Source organism: Bradyrhizobium sp. BTAi1 (assembly GCF_000015165.1).
Taxonomy (GTDB): domain Bacteria; phylum Pseudomonadota; class Alphaproteobacteria; order Rhizobiales; family Xanthobacteraceae; genus Bradyrhizobium; species Bradyrhizobium denitrificans.
The window spans coordinates 1,501,500-1,520,828 of sequence record NC_009485.1 but is presented as its reverse complement, the minus strand read 5'-3'; the positions used below and the strand labels follow the sequence as shown (position 1 = coordinate 1,520,828).

At 62.8% G+C, this 19,329-nt stretch carries 19 protein-coding genes; 10 read left to right on the top strand and 9 right to left on the bottom strand.

The annotated features are described in order from the left end of the window. Position 1 precedes the first annotated feature (1 nt). The 3 genes from BBTA_RS06725 to BBTA_RS06715 are packed head-to-tail and all read left to right on the top strand — an operon-like array spanning position 2 to position 3,160. Positions 2-757, top strand: coding sequence for a hypothetical protein (locus tag BBTA_RS06725; RefSeq protein ID WP_041750402.1), 756 nt, complete (start codon positions 2-4; stop codon positions 755-757). Beyond that, on the top strand, positions 741-2,258 hold the full coding sequence (locus BBTA_RS06720; RefSeq protein WP_041750401.1) for a F0F1 ATP synthase subunit alpha: 1,518 nt from the start codon (positions 741-743) through the stop codon (positions 2,256-2,258). Before BBTA_RS06725 ends, BBTA_RS06720 begins: the two co-directional genes overlap by 17 nt. A 20-nt stretch (positions 2,259-2,278) precedes the next feature. Beyond that, complete coding sequence (locus BBTA_RS06715) at positions 2,279-3,160, top strand: F0F1 ATP synthase subunit gamma (protein ID WP_049795317.1); 882 nt, start codon at positions 2,279-2,281, stop codon at positions 3,158-3,160. Between the two features lie 1,601 nt (positions 3,161-4,761). On the opposite strand, the gene BBTA_RS06710 is transcribed toward BBTA_RS06715, so the two are convergent. The 6 genes from BBTA_RS06710 to BBTA_RS06685 form a co-directional block, all read right to left on the bottom strand. Further along, positions 4,762-5,034 carry a DUF3551 domain-containing protein gene (locus BBTA_RS06710; RefSeq protein WP_041750400.1) on the bottom strand — a complete coding sequence of 91 codons (273 nt, stop codon included), beginning with the start codon at positions 5,032-5,034 and terminating at the stop codon, positions 4,762-4,764. A 168-nt stretch (positions 5,035-5,202) separates the two neighbouring features. Next, positions 5,203-6,126, bottom strand: a complete 924-nt coding sequence (locus BBTA_RS06705) for a LysR family transcriptional regulator (RefSeq protein ID WP_012041696.1) — start codon at positions 6,124-6,126, stop codon at positions 5,203-5,205. 29 nt (positions 6,127-6,155) lie between these two features. Beyond that, on the bottom strand, positions 6,156-9,314 hold the full coding sequence (locus BBTA_RS06700) for an efflux RND transporter permease subunit (protein WP_041750399.1): 3,159 nt from the start codon (positions 9,312-9,314) through the stop codon (positions 6,156-6,158). Beyond that, a complete protein-coding gene (locus tag BBTA_RS06695; RefSeq protein ID WP_012041694.1) occupies positions 9,311-10,387 on the bottom strand; it encodes an efflux RND transporter periplasmic adaptor subunit in 1,077 nt (358 codons plus the stop codon). The genes BBTA_RS06700 and BBTA_RS06695 overlap by 4 nt, the downstream gene beginning before the upstream one ends. Continuing rightward, positions 10,384-11,499, bottom strand: a complete 1,116-nt coding sequence (locus BBTA_RS06690) for an efflux RND transporter periplasmic adaptor subunit (RefSeq protein ID WP_012041693.1) — start codon at positions 11,497-11,499, stop codon at positions 10,384-10,386. The genes BBTA_RS06695 and BBTA_RS06690 overlap by 4 nt, the downstream gene beginning before the upstream one ends. Next, on the bottom strand, positions 11,496-12,542 hold the full coding sequence (locus BBTA_RS06685) for a sensor histidine kinase (protein ID WP_244424375.1): 1,047 nt from the start codon (positions 12,540-12,542) through the stop codon (positions 11,496-11,498). Before BBTA_RS06685 ends, BBTA_RS06690 begins: the two co-directional genes overlap by 4 nt. A gap of 23 nt (positions 12,543-12,565) precedes the next feature. Here BBTA_RS06685 and BBTA_RS06680 point away from each other — a divergent pair, with 23 nt between their 5' ends. Next, entirely contained in the window at positions 12,566-13,228 is a 663-nt protein-coding gene (locus BBTA_RS06680; RefSeq protein ID WP_041750398.1) for a TetR/AcrR family transcriptional regulator, read from the top strand. A gap of 310 nt (positions 13,229-13,538) precedes the next feature. Here BBTA_RS06680 and BBTA_RS06675 read toward each other — a convergent pair whose 3' ends face one another. The 3 genes from BBTA_RS06675 to BBTA_RS06665 form a co-directional block, all read right to left on the bottom strand. Continuing rightward, positions 13,539-13,844 (bottom strand): TetR/AcrR family transcriptional regulator, encoded by a 306-nt coding sequence (locus tag BBTA_RS06675; RefSeq protein ID WP_012041690.1) that lies wholly within the window; start codon positions 13,842-13,844, stop codon positions 13,539-13,541. Between the two features lie 8 nt (positions 13,845-13,852). Further along, entirely contained in the window at positions 13,853-14,290 is a 438-nt protein-coding gene (locus tag BBTA_RS06670; RefSeq protein WP_041750397.1) for a hypothetical protein, read from the bottom strand. Positions 14,291-14,387: 97 nt separating this feature from the next. Then, positions 14,388-14,642 (bottom strand): hypothetical protein, encoded by a 255-nt coding sequence (locus BBTA_RS06665; protein ID WP_041751286.1) that lies wholly within the window; start codon positions 14,640-14,642, stop codon positions 14,388-14,390. Between the two features lie 162 nt (positions 14,643-14,804). Between BBTA_RS06665 and BBTA_RS06660 the strand changes: the two genes are divergently transcribed. The 6 genes from BBTA_RS06660 to BBTA_RS06635 all read left to right on the top strand — a co-directional run bounded on the left by BBTA_RS06660 (position 14,805) and on the right by BBTA_RS06635 (position 18,963). Next, the gene (locus BBTA_RS06660; RefSeq protein WP_041750396.1) at positions 14,805-15,011 is read left to right on the top strand and encodes a hypothetical protein; all 207 of its coding nucleotides are present in this window, start codon (positions 14,805-14,807) and stop codon (positions 15,009-15,011) included. Then, positions 15,008-15,166 carry a hypothetical protein gene (locus tag BBTA_RS40660; RefSeq protein ID WP_168167874.1) on the top strand — a complete coding sequence of 53 codons (159 nt, stop codon included), beginning with the start codon at positions 15,008-15,010 and terminating at the stop codon, positions 15,164-15,166. The genes BBTA_RS06660 and BBTA_RS40660 overlap by 4 nt, the downstream gene beginning before the upstream one ends. Before the next feature lie 220 nt (positions 15,167-15,386). Continuing rightward, complete coding sequence (locus tag BBTA_RS38055; protein ID WP_049795316.1) at positions 15,387-15,935, top strand: hypothetical protein; 549 nt, start codon at positions 15,387-15,389, stop codon at positions 15,933-15,935. A gap of 14 nt (positions 15,936-15,949) precedes the next feature. Continuing rightward, positions 15,950-16,558 carry a PepSY domain-containing protein gene (locus BBTA_RS06645; protein ID WP_244424374.1) on the top strand — a complete coding sequence of 203 codons (609 nt, stop codon included), beginning with the start codon at positions 15,950-15,952 and terminating at the stop codon, positions 16,556-16,558. 404 nt (positions 16,559-16,962) lie between these two features. Further along, a complete protein-coding gene (locus BBTA_RS06640; protein WP_012041683.1) occupies positions 16,963-18,135 on the top strand; it encodes a DUF3734 domain-containing protein in 1,173 nt (390 codons plus the stop codon). Positions 18,136-18,171: 36 nt separating this feature from the next. Next, a complete protein-coding gene (locus BBTA_RS06635; protein ID WP_012041682.1) occupies positions 18,172-18,963 on the top strand; it encodes an acetoacetate decarboxylase in 792 nt (263 codons plus the stop codon). The last annotated feature ends 366 nt before the right edge of the window (positions 18,964-19,329 follow it).

Sequence of the window (19,329 nt, the reverse complement as noted above, 5' to 3'; positions counted from 1 at the left end):
GATGCACCTCGACTGGTGGACCATAGGTCTCCAGACCATCAACTTCGGCATCCTGGTCTGGCTGCTGTACCGGTTTCTGTACAAGCCGGTGCTGACCATGATCGATGCGCGGAAAGCGGAGGTCCGCCGCCAGTTCGACACCGTCAGGGATTTCGAAGCGAAAGCGAACGCGGAGCTGGCGGCGGTCGAAGCCGAGCGCGCTGGCATCGCGGCCGAACGAGAGGCAGCTCTTAAGGCGGCAGCGGCCCAAGCGCAGGAGATGGCCGAAGCGCGGCGCGCACAGGCAGAACGCGACGCACAGGCCCTGATGGATTCAACGCGCAAGACGCTCGCCTCCGAGCGCGAAAGCGCGCTCGATGAGGCGCGCCGGCTGGCCCTCGATCTCGGCGCCGACCTCGCCCAGAGGCTGCTCGCGGAGGTACCCATGCAATATCGCGCGGAAGCCTGGATCGAGCGGATCGAGCAGCATCTGAAGGCAATGCCGCAAGCCGAACGCGATGCTTTGGTGCGTCAGCTCGCCGACGGCAAACCGCTGACGATCGTCACCGCCTGCGCCCTGCCCCCAGCGACGGCCGATCAGTGGAACGCGCGGTTGCGCCAGTCCCTTGGCGTCGCGGGCGCCATGACGTTCGCGGTCGATCCCGCCCTGATCGCGGGCGCAGAACTGCATTTTCCGACCGCGATTTTGCGCTTCTCCTGGCAGAGCGCGCTTGCGGCGACGCGGACCGAGGTAGGCTCCCATGGCGGCCCTCGTTGAGGAGTTGAAAAGCTGGGCACAGGAGAGCAGGCAAAGGCTCGCAGCATTGCCTTTGGTCCCGCATCTCGAACATATCGGGCGTGTTCTTCAGATCGGCGACGGCGTCGCGATGGTCGGAGGGCTCCCGCAAGCGCGACTGGACGAATTGCTCATCTTCGAAGGCGGCGTACGCGGCCTTGCCGTCGATCTTGGGGATGATGCCATCGGCTGCATCCTCCTTGGAGACACCGCCGGCATTGCGGCCGGCAGTGTTGTCCGTGGCACTGGAGAGGTGGCCCGCGTTCAGGTGGGCCAAATGCTGCTCGGTCGCATCGTTGATGCGCTTGGGACACCACTTGACGGAAAGGGTACGATTGAAGGCGCGCAACTCGCGCCCGTGGAACAGGCGGCGCCCGTCATCGTTGATCGCGCGCTGGTAACTAAGCCTCTTGCGACCGGGCTGCTCGTCGTGGATGCGATGATTCCGCTTGGCCGTGGACAGCGCGAGCTCATTATCGGCGACCGCGAGACGGGCAAGACCGCTATCGCGGTCGATACGATCATCAACCAGAAATCCAGCGATGTGATCTGCGTCTATGCGGCCATTGGACAGAAGGCATCGTCTGTCGCCCGCGTTATCAACGCCGTGCGCCAGTATGGGGCGCCGGAGCGATGCATCTTCGTCATCGGCGAAGCCGATGCCCCGCCCGGACTGCAATGGCTCACGCCCTATTCGGCCTTTTCCATGGCGGAATATTTCATGATGCGGAGGCGCGACGTGCTGGTCATTCTCGACGATCTGACCAAACACGCCGCCTGTTACCGACAGGTCTCGCTGCTCTTGCGCCGACCACCGGGCCGCGAAGCCTATCCGGGTGATATTTTCTACATCCATTCGCGGCTATTGGAGCGGGCGGCGAAGCTGGGGCCGGAGCTCGGCGGCGGTTCGCTGACTGCGCTGCCTATCGCCGAGACGCAAGCCGGCAATATCAGCGCATACATCCCCACCAACCTGATCTCGATCACCGACGGGCAGATCTATCTCGATCCGCGCCTGTTTTACGAAGATCAAAAGCCGGCGGTCGATATCGCCAAGAGCGTCTCCCGTGTCGGCGGCAAGACGCAGGCGCCCGTCTTGAAAGCCCTCTCCGAGAGTCTGCGCCTCAAGTATGCGCAGTTTCTGGAGCTCGAAGTGTTCACCCGCTTCGGCACCATGGTGGACGAGCGCACCCGCAAGGTCATCGAGCACGGACGGCGCATTCGCGCCGTTCTCGGCCAGCGGCAGTTCGCGCCGCAGTCGCTGGGCGAACAGGTGGCGCTGCTGTGCGCCGTTGCCGACGGCGCGCTGGATATCCTGCCACTGGATCGCATCGACGCGCTTCGTGCCGGCCTGGCCCCCTGGCTCGCGGAACACTGCCCCGAGATTCGGGCGCTCGACGACGAAGCCGAGCCGCTTCCCGATGCCGTTCGCGCACGGCTCAAGGAGAGCTTGATCGCCCTGGCCCAATCGGTCGGCGAATAGATTTCGCAGGAGGGAGCCCAATGACGCGTCTCTCGGAAATCCAAAACCATATCGCGAGCATGGACGAATTGCTCGAGATCGTGGGCGCAATGCGTTCGCTCGCCGGGATACGAGTGCAGGAAGCGCAGCATGCACTGCCCGGTATTCGTAGCTACGCCGACTCGATGGCCGCCGGGATTGGTAGCGCGCTTCTGCTCATGCCGCAGCCCGTCCCAGAGACGCATCAGGAGCTGAGTCGCCGCGCCCTCATTTTGTGCGCTGCCGAGCATGGCTTCGTTGGCGGCTTCAATGAGAGGATGCTTGAGACGGCCGAGGCGATTCTCGAACCCGCTGATCTGCTCTTTGTGCTGGGGAGCCGCGGGGCGGCGCTCGCTTTCGAGCGTGGCCGCAAGGTGGCCTGGACAAGGCCCATGGCGACTCGTCCGTCGGGAGCGCCCGATGCGGTCAATCATCTAACGAGCGAGATTTACGGGCGCATCGCGCGCGGTGAGATAGTACGAGTGGACGTCATGTTCGGCCGTTACCGTCAGGGCGCCGCATCGACGATCGAGCGTCGTCTGCTACTTCCACTTGACACGGCGACGCTGGTTGCAAAGCCAGCACGTCAGGTCCCCCTCCACAATCTGCCGCCGCGTCCCCTGCTCGAGAAGCTGATGGCCGAATACGTCTTTGCGCTGCTGACCGAGGCTGCGGTCGAGTCCATCGCGAGCGAGAACGCCGCGCGCTTCGCTGCCATGGAGTCGGCACACGACAATGTCAGCAAGAAGCTCGCGGGATTGCAAGAAAACGCGCGTCAGGCGCGTCAGACCGAGATCACCTCGGAGCTGCTCGATTTGATTACCGGCGCAGAAGCTATGCACGTTGACTCGAGACGCGTCATTCGCTCGTCGAAAGCGCCCTAACGATTGGCCCGCTATATGGAGCACCCCTGCAGAACCGCGCGACTTAGCAGGAAGTCGTAGGTTGCCGTTGGAAACGCAGCGCGGGGGTCCGCTACATCGCTAAACCCACTATTATCAAAAAAGACCGTCAGCCTCGATGGTAAAGCTCGACTGGATGACAAAGTCCACCATCGGCTACGGCCTTGCGGCTCAGGCTCGAGCCTCGATGAATGTCTGTATGCGGTCCGCCACGATCCGCCCTGCGTGGCTTGTGAATCGGCGCGGCTTTTGCCCCCCAACCGGCGCCCAACATCGGAGCCGCGACACATTTGGCTGGCCTGTTTCAGCGATGGTTGGACTTCAGCCCTAGCTAGGCCCGTGAAGCCAAGGTCGCGCAGCGCGCCCGCGGAGCGCTCTGTCTTTCGATTCATTCTTAGAACGAGCCGAGCGCTCCGGCATCCGTGAACACGAGGGCGTAGCCATCGACAATCGCCCGCGCCCGGTGAACAAGGCTGTCGAATTATCCGACTCGTCGCACCGCGTACGACGTACGACCACTAAAAGCGTCGCACGAGACCTGGTTTGTTCTGCCGATGAATTTAAAAAAGCCCTTGTGGGCCAATCTCTTAAAGGTGGTGGGCGCACCAGCGCTCGAACCTGCGACCCGCTGATTAAGAGGCAGATGATCTCCTCGATAAATCGAGGGCCCCTCCGACAGACGCCTCTTCAAACATGCATTGAACCTGCAACGGATTTTCCCCTTGTCGGAATGGACCGCTGGCAGCCCTCTCGAACGAACCGCCAGAATGTCGGGGTCGAGTCGCTGGTTGGCAGGCCCCACGGAAAGAGAGCTACGCTGAAGGGCTTCAATCGCGCGTGGCCCTCGTACAGGGTTGGATGGTAAGACGGTAGACGATCAGCTTGCTACCGTCGAAGACCTCCAACGAGCTGTTGCAGACCGGACAGCGATACTCGCCTCTTTCCCCAGTCTGGGAGCATAATTCGATACGACGAAATCCAGCACCGCACTCGGAACAGATCACATCGCTCTTTTTCATACCTGCGACCTCTCGCTGTGAGCTGTCGCAATTCTTTAGCATGGGGTTTAGTTGCAGCGCCACGAAAGAGTTTCCAATGCCAGATATCTTGACCCGTTGCCCTTTTACAGCCGTGTCTACTGGTCTGAGCAGACGCTCCATTGGAAGCCCAAGGATGCTTGGATGACAAAATTCACCGATCCGACGCGGCGCTGAGCCCCTTCGGGCAAAAACGACCGAAACGTTGCTTCATCCGTTTGGTTGACGGTTCGAGTCCTGCCGAGCCCGCCAGTCAGCGGCTGTAGATCCCAAGCAGGACTAAGCAGGAAGCTGCCTCGGCCGCCGTTTCGCAATCGCTCCCTTGACGTCATCTCGGACCGACGCGGCGCCTGAAGCTCGCGATCAGACCTACACGCTCGACATGCCCCTGCATCGAGCAAGTTCTGACAAAAAGGGCGTCACACTCGGCGGCCGTGGGAGGCGTCGCGGCTCGCTTCTACCAGGTCGCAGAAGCCACGGGATCGCCCATGACGCAGACGCCTCTGGTTCTGGCGGGCGCGCCAGAACCAGAAGCCCTCGATGCTCTCAGTGGTGAGAGCGCATATGCGCCTTCGAGGCGTAGGCATAGGATGCGGTCGGCTCGTTGCCGACGGGGTTGCGGACACAGGTTCCGCCACGACCCGAGATCATGGCGACGCACTGCTCCATCGTATCGAAGGCGCAGTTCCGCATGCCCGATCCCCAGTCCTGTCGGCAAAATTCGTATTCCTTTGCTGCGGCCGGCTGGGTCGGCATCACAAGCGCTGCGGCTGCCAATGCAGCGGCGACGATCATGCCGCTGGCGAAGACCTTGTTCATACTTCTCTCCGTGGTCCGGTTTCGGTGCTGAAACCAAGGGAGAGCTAACGCAACGCCCGTTTCGGAAAAAGCAGACGGGATGCAAAACACCGTCGCGCAATTCGTGCCAATCGGATCAGACGCTCCGCGTGCTCCGAGTCGCGGACACGCGAGGCAGATAAAGGAAGATCAGAGGATGCTCTCATCGGAGGTGGCCGCGAGCGCGCCACGCATTTGACGGACCTGCTCGATGATGAATTCCATTACCACTCGCGTACGAGGCGCCAAATGACGCCGTGATGAGTAGGTGAGGCTTAACGGCAGCCCAGGCGACGGACGGTCGCCCAACACGCGAACCAGGGCGCCGCTGCGGAGATCGTCGACCACTTGCACAAGCGGTAGAAACGCGATGCCGTAGCCCGCACGCGCCGCCAAATGAACGACGGCACCATCATTGGCGCGAATACTGCCGGACACCCGGACCTCCTCGGCGCCGTGCGACCCGCCAAAAGTCCACATATCCGAATCCGGCCCGACGTCGTGAACGATGCAAGTGTGGCGTCCAAGCTCCACGGGCGTGCTGGGGTGCCCGCGGGCTTCAATATAACGTGGTGCTGCGACGACCACGCGCGCTGCAATCCCGATCCGCCGCGCAACGACCGACACGTCGGTGATTTCGCCTGCCCGCATCGCGAGATCGAGTCGGTCTTCGATCATGTCGCCAAAGCGGTCGTTCACGATCAATTCGACCTGTAGCCCCGGATTGCTTGCGAGCAGCGTCGGCAGACGCGGCGCGAGAAAATGGCTCGCCGCGACCATGATCCCGACCCGCACCAGACCGACAGGCGAGGTGCTCTGCCGTCCGAGCGTGGCCTCCATCGTCTCGACACCCTCGAGCACCGGCCTTGCCAGATCGAGCAGCGTCCGACCGTCCTCGGTGAGGCTGAGCTTGCGCGTCGTCCGATGCAGAAGACGCACGCCGAAATGCTCCTCAAGGAACGCGATCTGGCGCGTGACGGCAGCCTTGCTGACGTCGCGCTCACGCGCGACGGCCGAGAACGAACCTGTTTCGGTAACCCGCACCAAGGCGGCAAGCGAACTGACGATATCCATCGTTGCGCCCTCAAGACCGCGTCGGCATGTCAGGCCTGCGGCTCGAGGACCGGCTCTGGCAGGTCATGCGTGGATAGGCATTGCGCTGCAGACGGGTCGTGCGCGGCAGCCTTGGTCCCCGTCTCCGGCCGAACGTGATCATCGCCGTGATCAGGGTGAATTTTGAACCACGCCACATAGAGCGCTGGCAGGAACAGCAGCGTCAGCAGCGTTCCGACGATGATGCCGCCCATCATGGCGTACGCCATGGGACCCCAGAAGATCTCGCGCGCGATCGGAATGAGCGCGAGACTCGCAGCGGCCGCGGTCAGCAGAATCGGCCGCATCCGGTGCTCGGTCGCTTCCACCACGGCCTCCCAGGCCGGCCGCCCCTCCTTCTTCAGATCCTCGATCTGCACGATCAGGATCACGGAGTTGCGGACCAGGATGCCGATGAGAGCGAGCACACCGAGGATTGCAACGAAGCCAAGCGGCGCCCCGCTCGGCAGCATGGCCATGACCACGCCGATGACCGCGAGCGGCGCGACCGCAAACACGAGGAACAGGCGGGCGAAGCTCTGCAGCTGTACCATCAGCACCGTGGCCATGACGAACAGCATGAGCGGAACGACGGCGATGATCGGCGCCTGGCTTTTGGCGCTCTCCTCCACGGAGCCGCCGATCCTCACCGAATACCCGGCCGGCAGCCCTTTGGTGAACTCGGCCACTTTGGGCGCAAGCTGGTCCACGACGGTCTTCGGCTGAACATTGCCGACGACGGCCGCCTTGAGAGTGATCGTCGGAATCCGCGCGCGCCGCCAGATCGTCGGCTGTTCGAGCTCATAGCGCAAATTGGCGATCGCCCCCAGCGGGACCGATTGACCGCCGAGCCCGACCAGCTGCAGATCGCGCAGCGTATCAATCGAGGCGCGCTCCGGCGCGGTCGCGCGTCCCATGACATTGACGAGATAGATGCTGTCGCGCACCTGGGTGATCGGCGAGCCTTCGAACACCGAGTTCAGCGTGGTTGCGATATCTTCGGAGGTTACGCCGAGTTGGCGCGCCTTGTCCTGCAGGACATCGACCTTGACGACGCGGGCAGGCTCCATCCAGTCGAACACCACATTGCCGAGATCGGGACTGCTCCGAACGATGCCGGCAAGCTTCTGCGAAAGATCCCGGACCTTGGCGATATCCGGCCCGCTGAGACGGTATTGCACGGGGCGTCCCACCGGCGGCCCAACCTCAAGCAACTTCACGTAGGTGTCGGTGCCGGGGAACGTCGTCCTCAAATAGTTCTCGAACTGAGACTTGAGACGATCGCGCGCCGCGATGCCGCCCTTGGTCACGATGACCTGCTGACCGAACCAGGTGTTGGTGGTCTGCAGATCGAACGAGAGCACGAACCGCGGCGCGCCGGTGCCGACATAGGTCGACCAGTGATCGACGGAGTCGTTGGCCTGCAGCTGTTCGCGCTCGAAGCGCGCCATCTGCGCGTTGGTGTCGGTGATCGAGGCGTTCTGCGGCAGGTTCCAGTCAATCACGAGCTCAGCGCGATCCGATGAAGGGAAGAACTGCTGCTGCACGAATTGGAGACCGACGACTGCAAGCAGGAAGGCGGCGACCGTTACACCGATCGTGCTCCAGCGGTGGTGCATGCAGAAGAGCAGCAGGCGCGAGAACATCCGCGCCAAGCGTCCCTTGTCCTCGTGATGGCCCTTCATCTGAGATGGCAGGATAGTGACGCCGAGCAGCGGGGTGAACAGCACAGCGACGATCCACGACACGATCAGCGAAACCGCGATCACCACGAAGAGCGTGAAGGTGAACTCGCCGGCGTTGCTGCTGTTCAGGCCGATCGGAATGAAGCCGGCCACGGTGACGAGGGTGCCCGTCAGCATCGGGAACGCGGTCGACGTATAGACGTGGGTCGCCGCCTTTTCCAAGGGGTCGCCGATCTCGAGCCGGGCCACCATCATTTCAACGGCAATCATCGCGTCGTCGACCAGGAGGCCGAGCGCAATGATCAGGGCGCCGAGCGAAATGCGCTGCAACGAGATGCCGGAATAGGCCATGACCACGAACGTGATCGCAAGCACCAGGGGGATGGCGATGGCAACCACGAGCCCGGCGCGCAAGCCAAGGCTGAGAAAGCTGATGCCGAGCACGATGATCACGGCTTCGAACAGCGCCTCCGTGAAGCCCGACACGGCATGCTCGACCACAACGGGCTGGTCGGCAACCAAATGTACACCGATGCCGATCGGCAGGTCGGCGATGACCTTGTTCACCTGTTCTTTCAGCGCCTTGCCGAACTGCAGCAGGTTTGCGCCGGACTTCATGCCGATCGCGAGCGCGATCGCGGGCTGACCGTTGTACCTGAACAACGTCCTGGCCGGATCGAGGTAGCCCCGCGTGATGGTTGCGACATCGGTCAGCGGGAAGAAGCGGTCATTGATGCGAAGATTGACCGCCTTCAGGCTGGCCTCGGAGGTGAACTGGCCGTTGACGCGGACGCTGATCCGCTCGGGCCCTTCCTGGAACAACCCTGAGGGGGCGACTGCGTTCTGGCCTTGGAGCGAATTCATGATCGCGTGCACGTCGAGGCCGAGGGCGGCGATCTTGCGTGTCGAGAACTCAAGATAGATCACCTCGTCCTGCGCCCCGAGAATGTCGACCTTGCCGACAGCGGGCACGGTCAGCACCTTGGCGCGGATGTCCTCGACCTGATCGCGGAGCTGCCGCTGGCTCAGCCCATCGCTCGTGAAGGCATAAACGTTCCCGAACACGTCGCCGAAGCGATCGTTGAAGCCTGGGCCGATCACCCCTTGCGGGAAATCGCCCTTGATGTCGGCAATCATGTTGCGGATCCGCACCCAGGTCGGCTTCACGTCGATCGCCTTGGTGGAGTCGCGCAGATAGACGAACACGGTGGTCTGGCCCGCGACGGTGACGCTCTTCGTGTAGTCGAGCGACTCCAGTTCTTCGAGCTTCTTCTCGATCCGGTCAGTGACCTGGCGCGTCATCTCCTCGGGCGAGGCGCCTGGCCACTGCGCCTGGATCACCATGGTCTTGATGGTGAAGTCCGGGTCCTCCTGACGTCCGAGCTGAAGATAGGCAAACAGGCCGGCCACCATGAAGGCGATCATGAAATACCAGACGAGCGAGCGGTGCCCGAGCGCCCAGTCGGAAAGATTGAAAGACTTCATGGCTCTTGATCCTGTGCGATACGGATTTGCTGTCCTGCCTTGAGGCTGTGAACTCCGGCGGTCACGACGCGTGCGCCGGGAGCGATTCCGGCGGTGACGCGGAATCCGCTCTGGTCGGGAATGACATCGATCTTGTGCAGCGACACAGTTTCGGCGGGCTGATCGACCAGCCAAACGAAGCTCGCGCCATCCTTGGCAAGCACCGCAGATGCGGGCAGACGCAGCACCGGGCTCTGGTCCTTGCCGAGCTTTGCCGTGACGGTCGCGCCCAGGCGGAAGCTCTCAGGCGGATTGTCGAGCGCGATTCGAATTCGTCGCAGGCGCGTCACGGGATCGGCTTGCGGTGCGACCTCGCGTATTCTGCCCCCGATTTGGACATCCGGAAGGAGTTGCAGGCCGACGGTGAAAGGCAAGCCGACTTCGAGCGGCACAGGAAAATCCTCTCCAATATCGACGACGGCCTCGCGAATCTCAGGCCTCGCGACCGTGACCACGCTTTGACCGGGCGAGACCACCTGGCCGACCTCCGCGCCGACTGCGATGACCACTCCGCCGAAGTCCGCCTTGATCTGGGCATAGCCGAGCTGCTCGATCGCCTTCGTGAGGTTTGCCTGTTCCTGCGCAACCGTGCCTTCCGCGCCGGCACGCGCCTGCTCGGCGTTGTCCAGCGTCTGCTTCGTTGTCGCATCGCTGTTGATGAGCGTGCGCTGCCGATTCTCCGTCGCTTGGGCAGTGGCAAGCTGGGCCTGGGCTTTTGCAAGCTGCGCTCGTGCTGAACGGACGGCGAGGTCAAGAGCCGTCGGATCGATCGCCCCGACAATCTGTCCTTCGCTGACAAGGTCGCCGACATAGACGGGGCGCGACGTCAACCGTCCTAGCACGCGGAAACCGATATCGGTCTTGTAGCGAGGCTCGATAACGCCAACGGCCACCGCGCGATCTCCCCGATCTGGCTCGAGCCGCATCGACAGGACGGGACGCACAGGCTCCGGCGCCTTCGTCTCCTGCTGACAGCCGGCGAGCAGCAATGTCGACGCCACCGCGCCGGCGATCATCGTGACCTGCATTTTCATGACCGGTCTCCCTCATAAGTCACCAGCTGGCCTACGCTCAGAAGCTTGCCGCCATCGATCACGACGCGCTCGCCGGGCTCGAGCCCCGCTTTGATCAACACTTCACCCGCCTCGTAGCCGCCAACAGTCACCTGTTTCAGCGACGCCGTGCGCGTGGCCGGATCGACGGTCCAGACCGCCGACTTTTCACCGGCCGCCATCAATGCGCTCCACGGCAACGCAATCTCGGTCTGCGCCGTCGCCTTGACCGTTCCGGCGACAGCGCTGCCGAGCGTCATCGCGGCCGATGGATTCTCGATCGATACCTTGACGCGGATCGTTGAGCTCTTCGCGTCAATGACCGGCGAGACTTCCCTGACATGTCCCAGCGCCGTCACCGCGGGGTCGGAGACCAGCGACAGCGCGACGCCGCGACTGTCGGTCTGGCCAAGGAAGACGGATTCGTAGACGTCGAACACCGCATCCCGCTCTCCGTCTCGTGCCAGCGAAAATACGGGCTGCGCGGCCGGCACGACCTGGCCTGCTTCCAGGTTGCGTGCGGTGATGACGCCGTCGGCTTCGGCGCGCAGGGCCGTGTAGCCGAGCGCTTCCTTCGAGGTGCCGAGTTGCGCTCGTGCGGCCTCCAGCGTGCTTTCCGCCAAGCGCAAGCCCTCCTGCGCCTGATCGTAGGCCGGGCGGGTCGTGAAGCCGCTTGCAATCAGCGACCTCTGCCGCTCAAAGGTAGCCATCGCCACCCGCAGCTGAGCTTCCGCGGATGTCACCGCCGCGGTCGCGGCATCGACGTCGGCCTGTTGCTCGGCGGGATCAAGAACCGCCAGCACCTCTCCGGCCCTGACGTGGGAGCCGACATCGGCATAGCGCGCCAGCACGCGGCCGCTGATTCGGAACGACAAATCAGCTCGGAAGCGCGCCTGGACCTCCCCGGTCAGCGTGATGTCAGCCCGGCGGTCGCGCGGCTGCACGAGCGCGGTCCGGACGATCGCCGCGCGCGTGACTGTCGATGCGCTGTGGTCATTGCAGCCGCTGAGCGTGGCCGCGACCAGCGCGACGGCCGCGACGAATAACTTCGGCGCACGACCGGTTTGAGGCGGATTGAACGAGTGGGATGTCATGGCGCGTCCATATGATGGCTGGGTGACGACAGCTCGCCGAGCACATTCACGGAGCGGCAGGACACAGCCAATTGGCCCTGGCGCCGGCGAGGCGGTTTCTGATCCGGTTCGTTTGCGACAGCACGGCCGCGACTGACCGCCGCTCTCGCGGCGAGCGTCGTATCATTGGAAACGATCGCTGCCGTGCAACGACGCGGCTTCATCTGGCGCGCTGCAATCGTCCAGTTCACTGCCCGCTCCCGCTCAGTCAGCGGGAACGACAGGATCATCGACGTGAAGTCCTTGCCGAAGGCCCGCTCGATGCTGCCGCCGAGAGCTCGGACGAGATTCTTTGTGGTTCGAAACTCGCGATCCGAAACGTTGCGCACCGAACGCCAGCCGTTATCCGCGATGACGCAGTTCGCCATCGCGCCGTTGCGGGTCAGCCTGACCTCTATCTGGCCGGCCCGCGCTTCGAAGCAGGCGTGCTCTGCCGCGATCATCACGAGCTCATGGACGATCAGGCCGAGCTGCCAGCAGCGCTCGGGCTGGAGCACCAGAGAACGGGTCGCGAATGTCAGCTGAATGTTCATTCGGTCCAGCAGCGCACGGCGCATGCCGTAGCCCAATTCGTGGATATAGGACTCGGCGTGAATCAGCATCTCGGCGCGCGGCATCTCCAGCGTCCGATGGACGTCCGCATAGCCATGCAGCAGTTCGACGACCTCGCTTAGAGCATGCTTGGCCTCTGCCCCCTCGGCGCCGATGGCCGCAGCCGAGACCAGGTTGATGGCGGAGGCGAGCCCGCCAGCGACCCTCTGATGCAGCTCGCGCAGCAGGACGCTGCCCTGCAAAGCGGGCGGGTCACAGGTAAACACAGTCACGACAATCTCCTCAGCGGTCGGGTAGTCAGGTACAGAACGCCCATGTTGCAAACCGTCATCCGGAAGCAGCCGCTGAGTTCGCCACGAAAGCGGCACCAGCGGCGTTAATAAACTAAACCGTATATTTTCTTTTTCTTGCCTTTTCCGACCGCTCGTGTCAAGTGGGAAGGAGACGCGCACAGACTCGTGATGGGAGATCGAAAATGAAGAAGCCCACCGGCCCCAAAAGGGGCAGACCGTCCAAGGATCTTGCCGGCGACGTCCAGGCCCGGATCCTCGATGCGGCGCAGCAGTTGTTCCTGGAAAAGGGTTACCGAAGCGCGAGCATCGACGACATTTCCGAGATGGCTCCCGCAAGCAAACCGACGATCTATGCTCACTTCCCCGGGAAGGAGGCACTATTCGCGGCGGTGGTTGCCCGTACCATCAGCGGACTCACGGATTTCGAGGGCTTCACACCCGAGGGTCGCACGATCGAAGACAAGCTGATGAGCCTCGGGACAGTCATCATCGAGCGAGTCTTCGAAGAGTCGCTGGGCATGGTGCGCGCCACGATCGCCGAGGCGCCGCGCTTCCCCGAGTTGAGCCGCAACGTCCACGACGCTGCGCGGGATCGCTCGTTGACCGCCGTATCCCAGCTCCTGAACGACGCGACACAGAAACTCGCGCGGGCTCCGAAGGGCCCTTTCAGCGCAAAACGAAGCCGCACCACGGCACAGATCTTTCTGGATCTTATTCTTCTCCCGATGCTGTTCCGGTCCCTTCTCGGGGAGACGCCGAAAGATCTGAAGAAGGAGCTTTCTGTCTTCCTGCGCGAGCGCGTAGGCTTTTTTCTCGCCGCGTGTGAGACGGATTGGTCTCACTAGAGCGACGAAACAGAAGTTCTGATCGGTCCATCCATGCGCGCCTTGTCGGGGTCTAAGCCGAGCACCAAGCGCCGGCTCTTCCCGATCGCATAGCCAGCGAAGGCCGTCTATCTTTCTCCGACGGCTCTGAGGCGCGCTTCATTTGCTCCGCCGGCTGCCGGCGCTCGACGCAGAGCATCCCCGCAGAAATGCATCATTTCCTCGAAGCTCGGGCGAATCCCGGTCTGATCGGCAGACAACGATGGCCGAGTTCTGAAGGACTACCGAGACCAACAGGTCGTGGAGCTTCGGGTTCCTCGCCCGACGCTCTTCATTGAGCTGAACGGCGGCTTTGAGGGTCGCGGCCAGGACGCGACAGAGCCGAGCCGCCGTTGCGCGCTGTTTCTGTCGCTGCGTTGGCCGTCTCCTCGAGCAATTGCTTCACGACGAAATCCTCAACCGCTTGCCTCGCCTCAAGGAAGCGATAGATGTTCGCTGAGGACATCGACGAAATTCTTGCGATGTCGGCGACGGTGGTCTTCTTGTGACCGATCTCGCGATATAGATGAAGCGCTGCCTGCACGATCCTGCGGACGGTGCGCGCTGATTTGGCGTGGTCCCCGGTGAGCTCTTGCATGGTCCTACTCAACGCGGCGGGAGATTCAACAACTCGCACCGGCAGGCTTCGCCGAATGCGTGCAGCGGATCCATTTCATCTATGAACTCAGGTAGATCGACGAAGGTCCGGTTCGGCGACAGGTAGGTTTCGATGATCAGGCGGCCGGTCCTTTCCGCGGCGTGAACGACCTCGTCGCTCGACAAGATCCGCATTCGCCCGACCAGTGTGTAGAGACCGACCAGTTGCGGGATTTCCGCCCTTTCGCTAACAAGTGCGTCGGCATACAGCCGCGACGCTTCCTCGATAAAGCTCCGATACAGCCGTTCGCGCTTGCTGAACGAGCGAGCGTGATATCGCTCGCGCAGCCTGCGGCGTCGGCTGAACCATCCACTCACGATGGTCGAGACCGCTCCGAAAGCCGACCCCCCGAACGCGGCCAGAGCGGGAATGTACACTGTGCTCATCTGAGCGCTCCTGTTTGCTGCTGCGGTGTGGTTGTGAATCGGGGCCCCGAGGACGGACTGCCGATCGGAGCCCCGTCGCACCACCGCGACGCTGGCCCTATCTGTTCCTGCCCGATCCGGTCGTTCCGTGGTCGAACACCGCTTTGCACCCTTCGCTCAGATTCGATTTTCTGAGCCGAAGGCAGGCCTCGACTGCCGAAGCATCGGGAATGTAGGAGCTACACAGGCGGAAGGCGTCGGGAGTGCACGCGGCTCTCTCCTCCGCCGTGCCGCGGTCTTCCTGGGCGAAGCTTGCTGTGCTGACGAGCGATGCGACCATCACGATGAAGAGTGCCGGCCTGTACTTGATCATGACGAATACCTTCTCCGGTTGAGACATCCTGTTCGACGGGAGACGACACTGTGCCGCCGCCCGACATCCCGAACACGCGCTTGTGAGGCCCTCGCCTTGACAACGACCCGTGCCTCGTGATGTATATGAAATATACGGTGTAGTTTATTAAGGAGACCGAGAATGTCAACCCTGCTGGTGTCGCTCCTGCGAGAAAATCCCTTGCCGGGGCTCGCGCTGGCGTCGCTCAACCTGATCGTGGCGCTCTCACTCGTGGCACTGAGCCTGGTGCTCGGGATCGTGATTTCGCTTGCTGCGTGGGCGGACGCGCTTGCCGTCCGCGGGACGACACCGGCATCGAGCTATGCGGAGCGGAGGAAGCTCGCATGACGACGGTGCTGCTGCTATCCCGCGACTACATCATCTGCTGGGTCAATGTCTGGCTGGCGCCCGTCGAATGCGTGTTCGACATGATCGAGTCGGAGCTCGAGCGCAGAGGAATAGCGCCCAAGTCGACCGTCGATCCCGCATTGCGGACGACCTGACCATGGCCGAACGCGCTCTTGATACGCCGGATTCCATCGGGGCCTTCGAGGCCATGGGGTCGATCCGGCAATCGCACGCACGGCTTGGCACGGGCTCGCTGGGACGCGAAGGGCGCTCGCACGCGTGGGCTTCCGATCGCTTGATGAGCCTCAGTTTCGTTGTCAGAGGGAAGCCGTCGTGAGTAGACGATCCGTTCTATCGATGCGCGCGAGCGGGTCAATGGACTCGGTCCTCCCCGTGCGGGGCTACTTTCTCTCGGTCAGTGGCGCGTTGCTCTTGCTGCTGTTGGCCGCCGATTGGGTGCTGCCCGCGCCGCTGCCGGACCGATTTGCGCTTTCGAATACGGCGCTCCCGCCCATCCGCATCCACTCCGATGTCAAGGGACCGGAGCCGGTGGTGATCGATACCAATCATCCTCTGCCAGCTATCGCAGACCAAGACAGGATCGCGGCAGGCTCGCAGCCAGGCCGCCTCGATGCGCCCGATGCTGCTCAAGATACAGGCTCGCCGGCGCCCGTCGATGATAGCGAAGGCGTCACCGTCGCGCCACTGAGTCCTCAGGTGCGCGACAGCATGGCGCGGTCCGACGCTGATCAAGCGGCTCACCGGCCGATGTACGGCAAGGCCGAGTCGAAGCTGAGGAACACGTCGTCCCACGCGCGACGGGCGAGACAGCGACCGTCTGTCGAGCATTCGAGGCGCTGGTGCGACGCAGACAATGGCCGTTGCAGCGCCGCCTTCCTCTTCGCCCGCCCCTCCTACGATTAGCCAATGAGAACGGAATGTTCCTGATGTCGAAGAAGCATCTATTTGCCCTCATCATTTGGTCCGCCACGCTCGTCGCTACGGGGGCAGTCGCCGACGTGCCTCAAACGGTCGACGCCAGCACCCCAGGCGCAGAGACGCAAGGCGATACGGACGAGGCTGTGGTCCGTCGTGTCATCGCGCAATTCCACACCACGCACGTTCCGCTCAGCCGGGCCATGGCGATCGCCGAACGCCTGCATGAAGGGTCGAGGACCACCGACATCAATTTCGACATATCCGGACCGCCCGTCTATCGCGTGCGGACGGTCAGGAATGAGCGGGTGTGGGAGAACGTCGTGGATGCAAACACCGGAGGCATTGCGGAGAAGGAGACCGTCGCCTCCTTGAAGGAGCTAGACCGCGAGGACCTCGCCAACATCGTGGCTCTGAAATGGATCAAGCAGGAGCTTTCCGAGGCGGTCCAAGTCGCCGAGAAGGCCACTGCCGGCAATGCCCTTGCCGGAGGGCTTACCAGGCAGGACGGGAAGCTCACTTTCGTCGTCGTCGTCGCCAGCGGCGACGATCTCAAGGAGGTCATGCTCGAGCCGCCCAAGGTCGAAAAGCTGAGCTCAAATCGCCACTAGCCGCCGTGTGAATCTCAGATGCGTAGTCTCGGTACAACCGGCAGTCCCTACGGGCTGCGGCCGAAGCCATGGATCGCACGTCTCAGTCTGGTCCTTGTCGTCACTCTTGCATGCGCAAGCGGACTTGCAGGTTCGACGCATGGCCGCGTCGTCTCGGGCTCCTCCGCCGCCGAGCGCGCGAATGGGCGCAAATCGGCCTGCCCAGTCCTGGGTCGACGCTCGCCGAACAGGAGGAGAGAGCGCCTCGCGTCCAAAGACACGAAACCACACGACAGACGCGCCCCCAGCTCCACGGCTCTACCCTCTCAGCGCCATGTCTTTCGAACCTGTCCTGATCCACACCTGCTTGCGCAGGCCCTCAGCAAACCGTCGGCCTCGCCGCTGACCCCATAGGCACATCCGCTATGAACTTTCAGCCACGATCGCAGCTCTCAATTGCGCAGCGTCAATTGCCCTTCGATTGCATCGCCCTGCTGTTGCAAGGCGGCGGCGCACTCGGCGCCTACCAGGCCGGCGTCTACGAAGCCCTTGCCGAGGCCAATATTCATCCCGACTGGGTCGCCGGCATCTCGATCGGAGCCATCAACGCCGCCATCATCGCCGGCAATCCGCCGGAGACCCGTGTTGACCGACTGCGCGAGTTCTGGACCCAGGTCACCTCGACGGCGCCTTGGGATTGGTCCGGCCACCCCTTGCTCGATTGGACCCGGAGTGACGCTACGCGCAATCTTGTCAACCAGATGAGCGCCGGCCTTGCAGCCGCCTGCGGTGCAGCCGGATTTTTCTCGGCGCGACCCGTGCTGCCCTGGCTGCAGGCTGGCGGCACCAGTGACGCCACCAGTTTCTACGACACGGCCGCACTCAAGACCACGCTGGAGCGCCTGGTTGATTTCGATCGCTTGAACGCCGGAATGACCCGCTTCAGCGCCGGCGCGGTCAACGTCAGGACCGGCAATTTCGTCTATTTCGACAACACGACCCACACCATCCGACCCGAGCACATCATGGCGAGCGGCGCGCTGCCGCCGGGCTTTCCGGCCGTGGAGATCGAGGGCGAGCACTATTGGGACGGCGGCCTGGTTTCCAACACGCCGCTGCAGTGGGTGATCGAGTGGGGCGCCCCGCAGGACACGCTTGCGTTCCAGGTCGATCTCTGGAGCGCGCGCGGTCAAATTCCGAGCAACATGGCCGAAGTCGTGACGCGCCACAAGGAGATCCAGTATTCGAGCCGCACGCGCGCCAGCACCGATCAGTTCAAACGCGTGCAACGCCTGCGTCGTGCGCTTACCGATCTGCTCGGGCGGCTGCCTGACGATCTCAGCAAGCATGAGGATGTGCAGCTCCTGAGCACGGCCGTGTCCCGAAACGTCTATAACATTGTGCACCTGATCTATCGGACGCGAACCCACGAAGGTCACTCCAAGGATTACGAATTCTCCCGCTTGTCGATGCAGGACCATTGGCGCGCCGGCTACCACGATGCGCTGCGGACGCTGCGCCATCCCGAGGTCCTCGCCCGCCCCTCCAGCCCGGACGGCGTCTTCACCTTTGATCTCGAACAGGACGGCCGTGAGTAGCTAGGCCGACCAATCGAACCTTGTGGAGAAACTCGAATGCGTGAGATCGACGTGAAACAACGTGCCTTTGCGATGCCGCTCACCAATCCCGCCTATCCGCCGGGACCGTACCGGTTCGTGGACCGCGAATATCTGATCATCACCTACCGCACCGATCCGGCCAAGCTGAGAGCGGTGGTTCCTGAGCCGCTGGAGTTCGATGAGCGCAACGCGCTCGTCAAATATGAGTTCATCCGCATGCCAGATTCGAACGGTTTCGGCGACTACACCGAAAGCGGCCAGGTCATTCCGGTCGCATTCCGCGGGCGCAAAGGCGGCTACACGCATTGCATGTTTCTCAACGACGAAGGCCCCATCGTAGGCGGACGCGAACTCTGGGGTTTTCCCAAGAAGCTGGCGCAGCCGACCTTGCGAACCGAGATCGATACCCTGATCGGCACGCTGGACTACGGTCCCCTGCGCGTGGCGACCGGGACGATGGGTTACAAGCATCGCCCCGCGGATCTGGCGCGCGTCAAGGCTGGTCTTCACGAGCCAAACTTCCTGCTCAAGATCATCCCTCACGTCGACGGCAGCCCGCGCATCTGCGAGCTCGTCGAATACCACCTTGAGGACATCGTGCTGAAGGGAGCCTGGACCGGGCCGGCGGCTCTTGCGTTGACGGCTCACGCGCTGGCGCCTGTCGCCGAGTTGCCGGTTCTGGAGATCGTCTCCGCTGTTCACATCCGCGCAGATCTCACACTTGGTCTCGGGAAGGTGGTTCACGACTATCTGCAACAGCCGGTCGGACACTCGCTTCGGGCCAATGAGAGAGCTTTGGTCTTCTAAGACCGAAACTGGCCCGGAACGCAGTTCCGCTACGTCTGGACCCCGCTCGTGGAGAAGCAAATTCCGAACACAATGAAGGCCCCCCGGATGAGCAGAGACGACGTCGTCAACAACATCCTGCTCGCAGCGCAGCCCACCAATGGTCGTGACGATCGAGCAGCTTGCTTCTCTCCCCTGCTCCCGTGCGTGACTCCGTGGCCCGGATCACCGGCGCCAATCTCTGCATGGATGGAGGCTTGACCGCCGCGTAGATCGTCACAGGTCGAACGCGATCAAAGCGCGACGGCACATATTCTCGCAACACGGATTTCCTCATCATGTCCTCTGTCAAAGCCAGCAACGAGTTCAAGGACTCCAGCCGCAGTT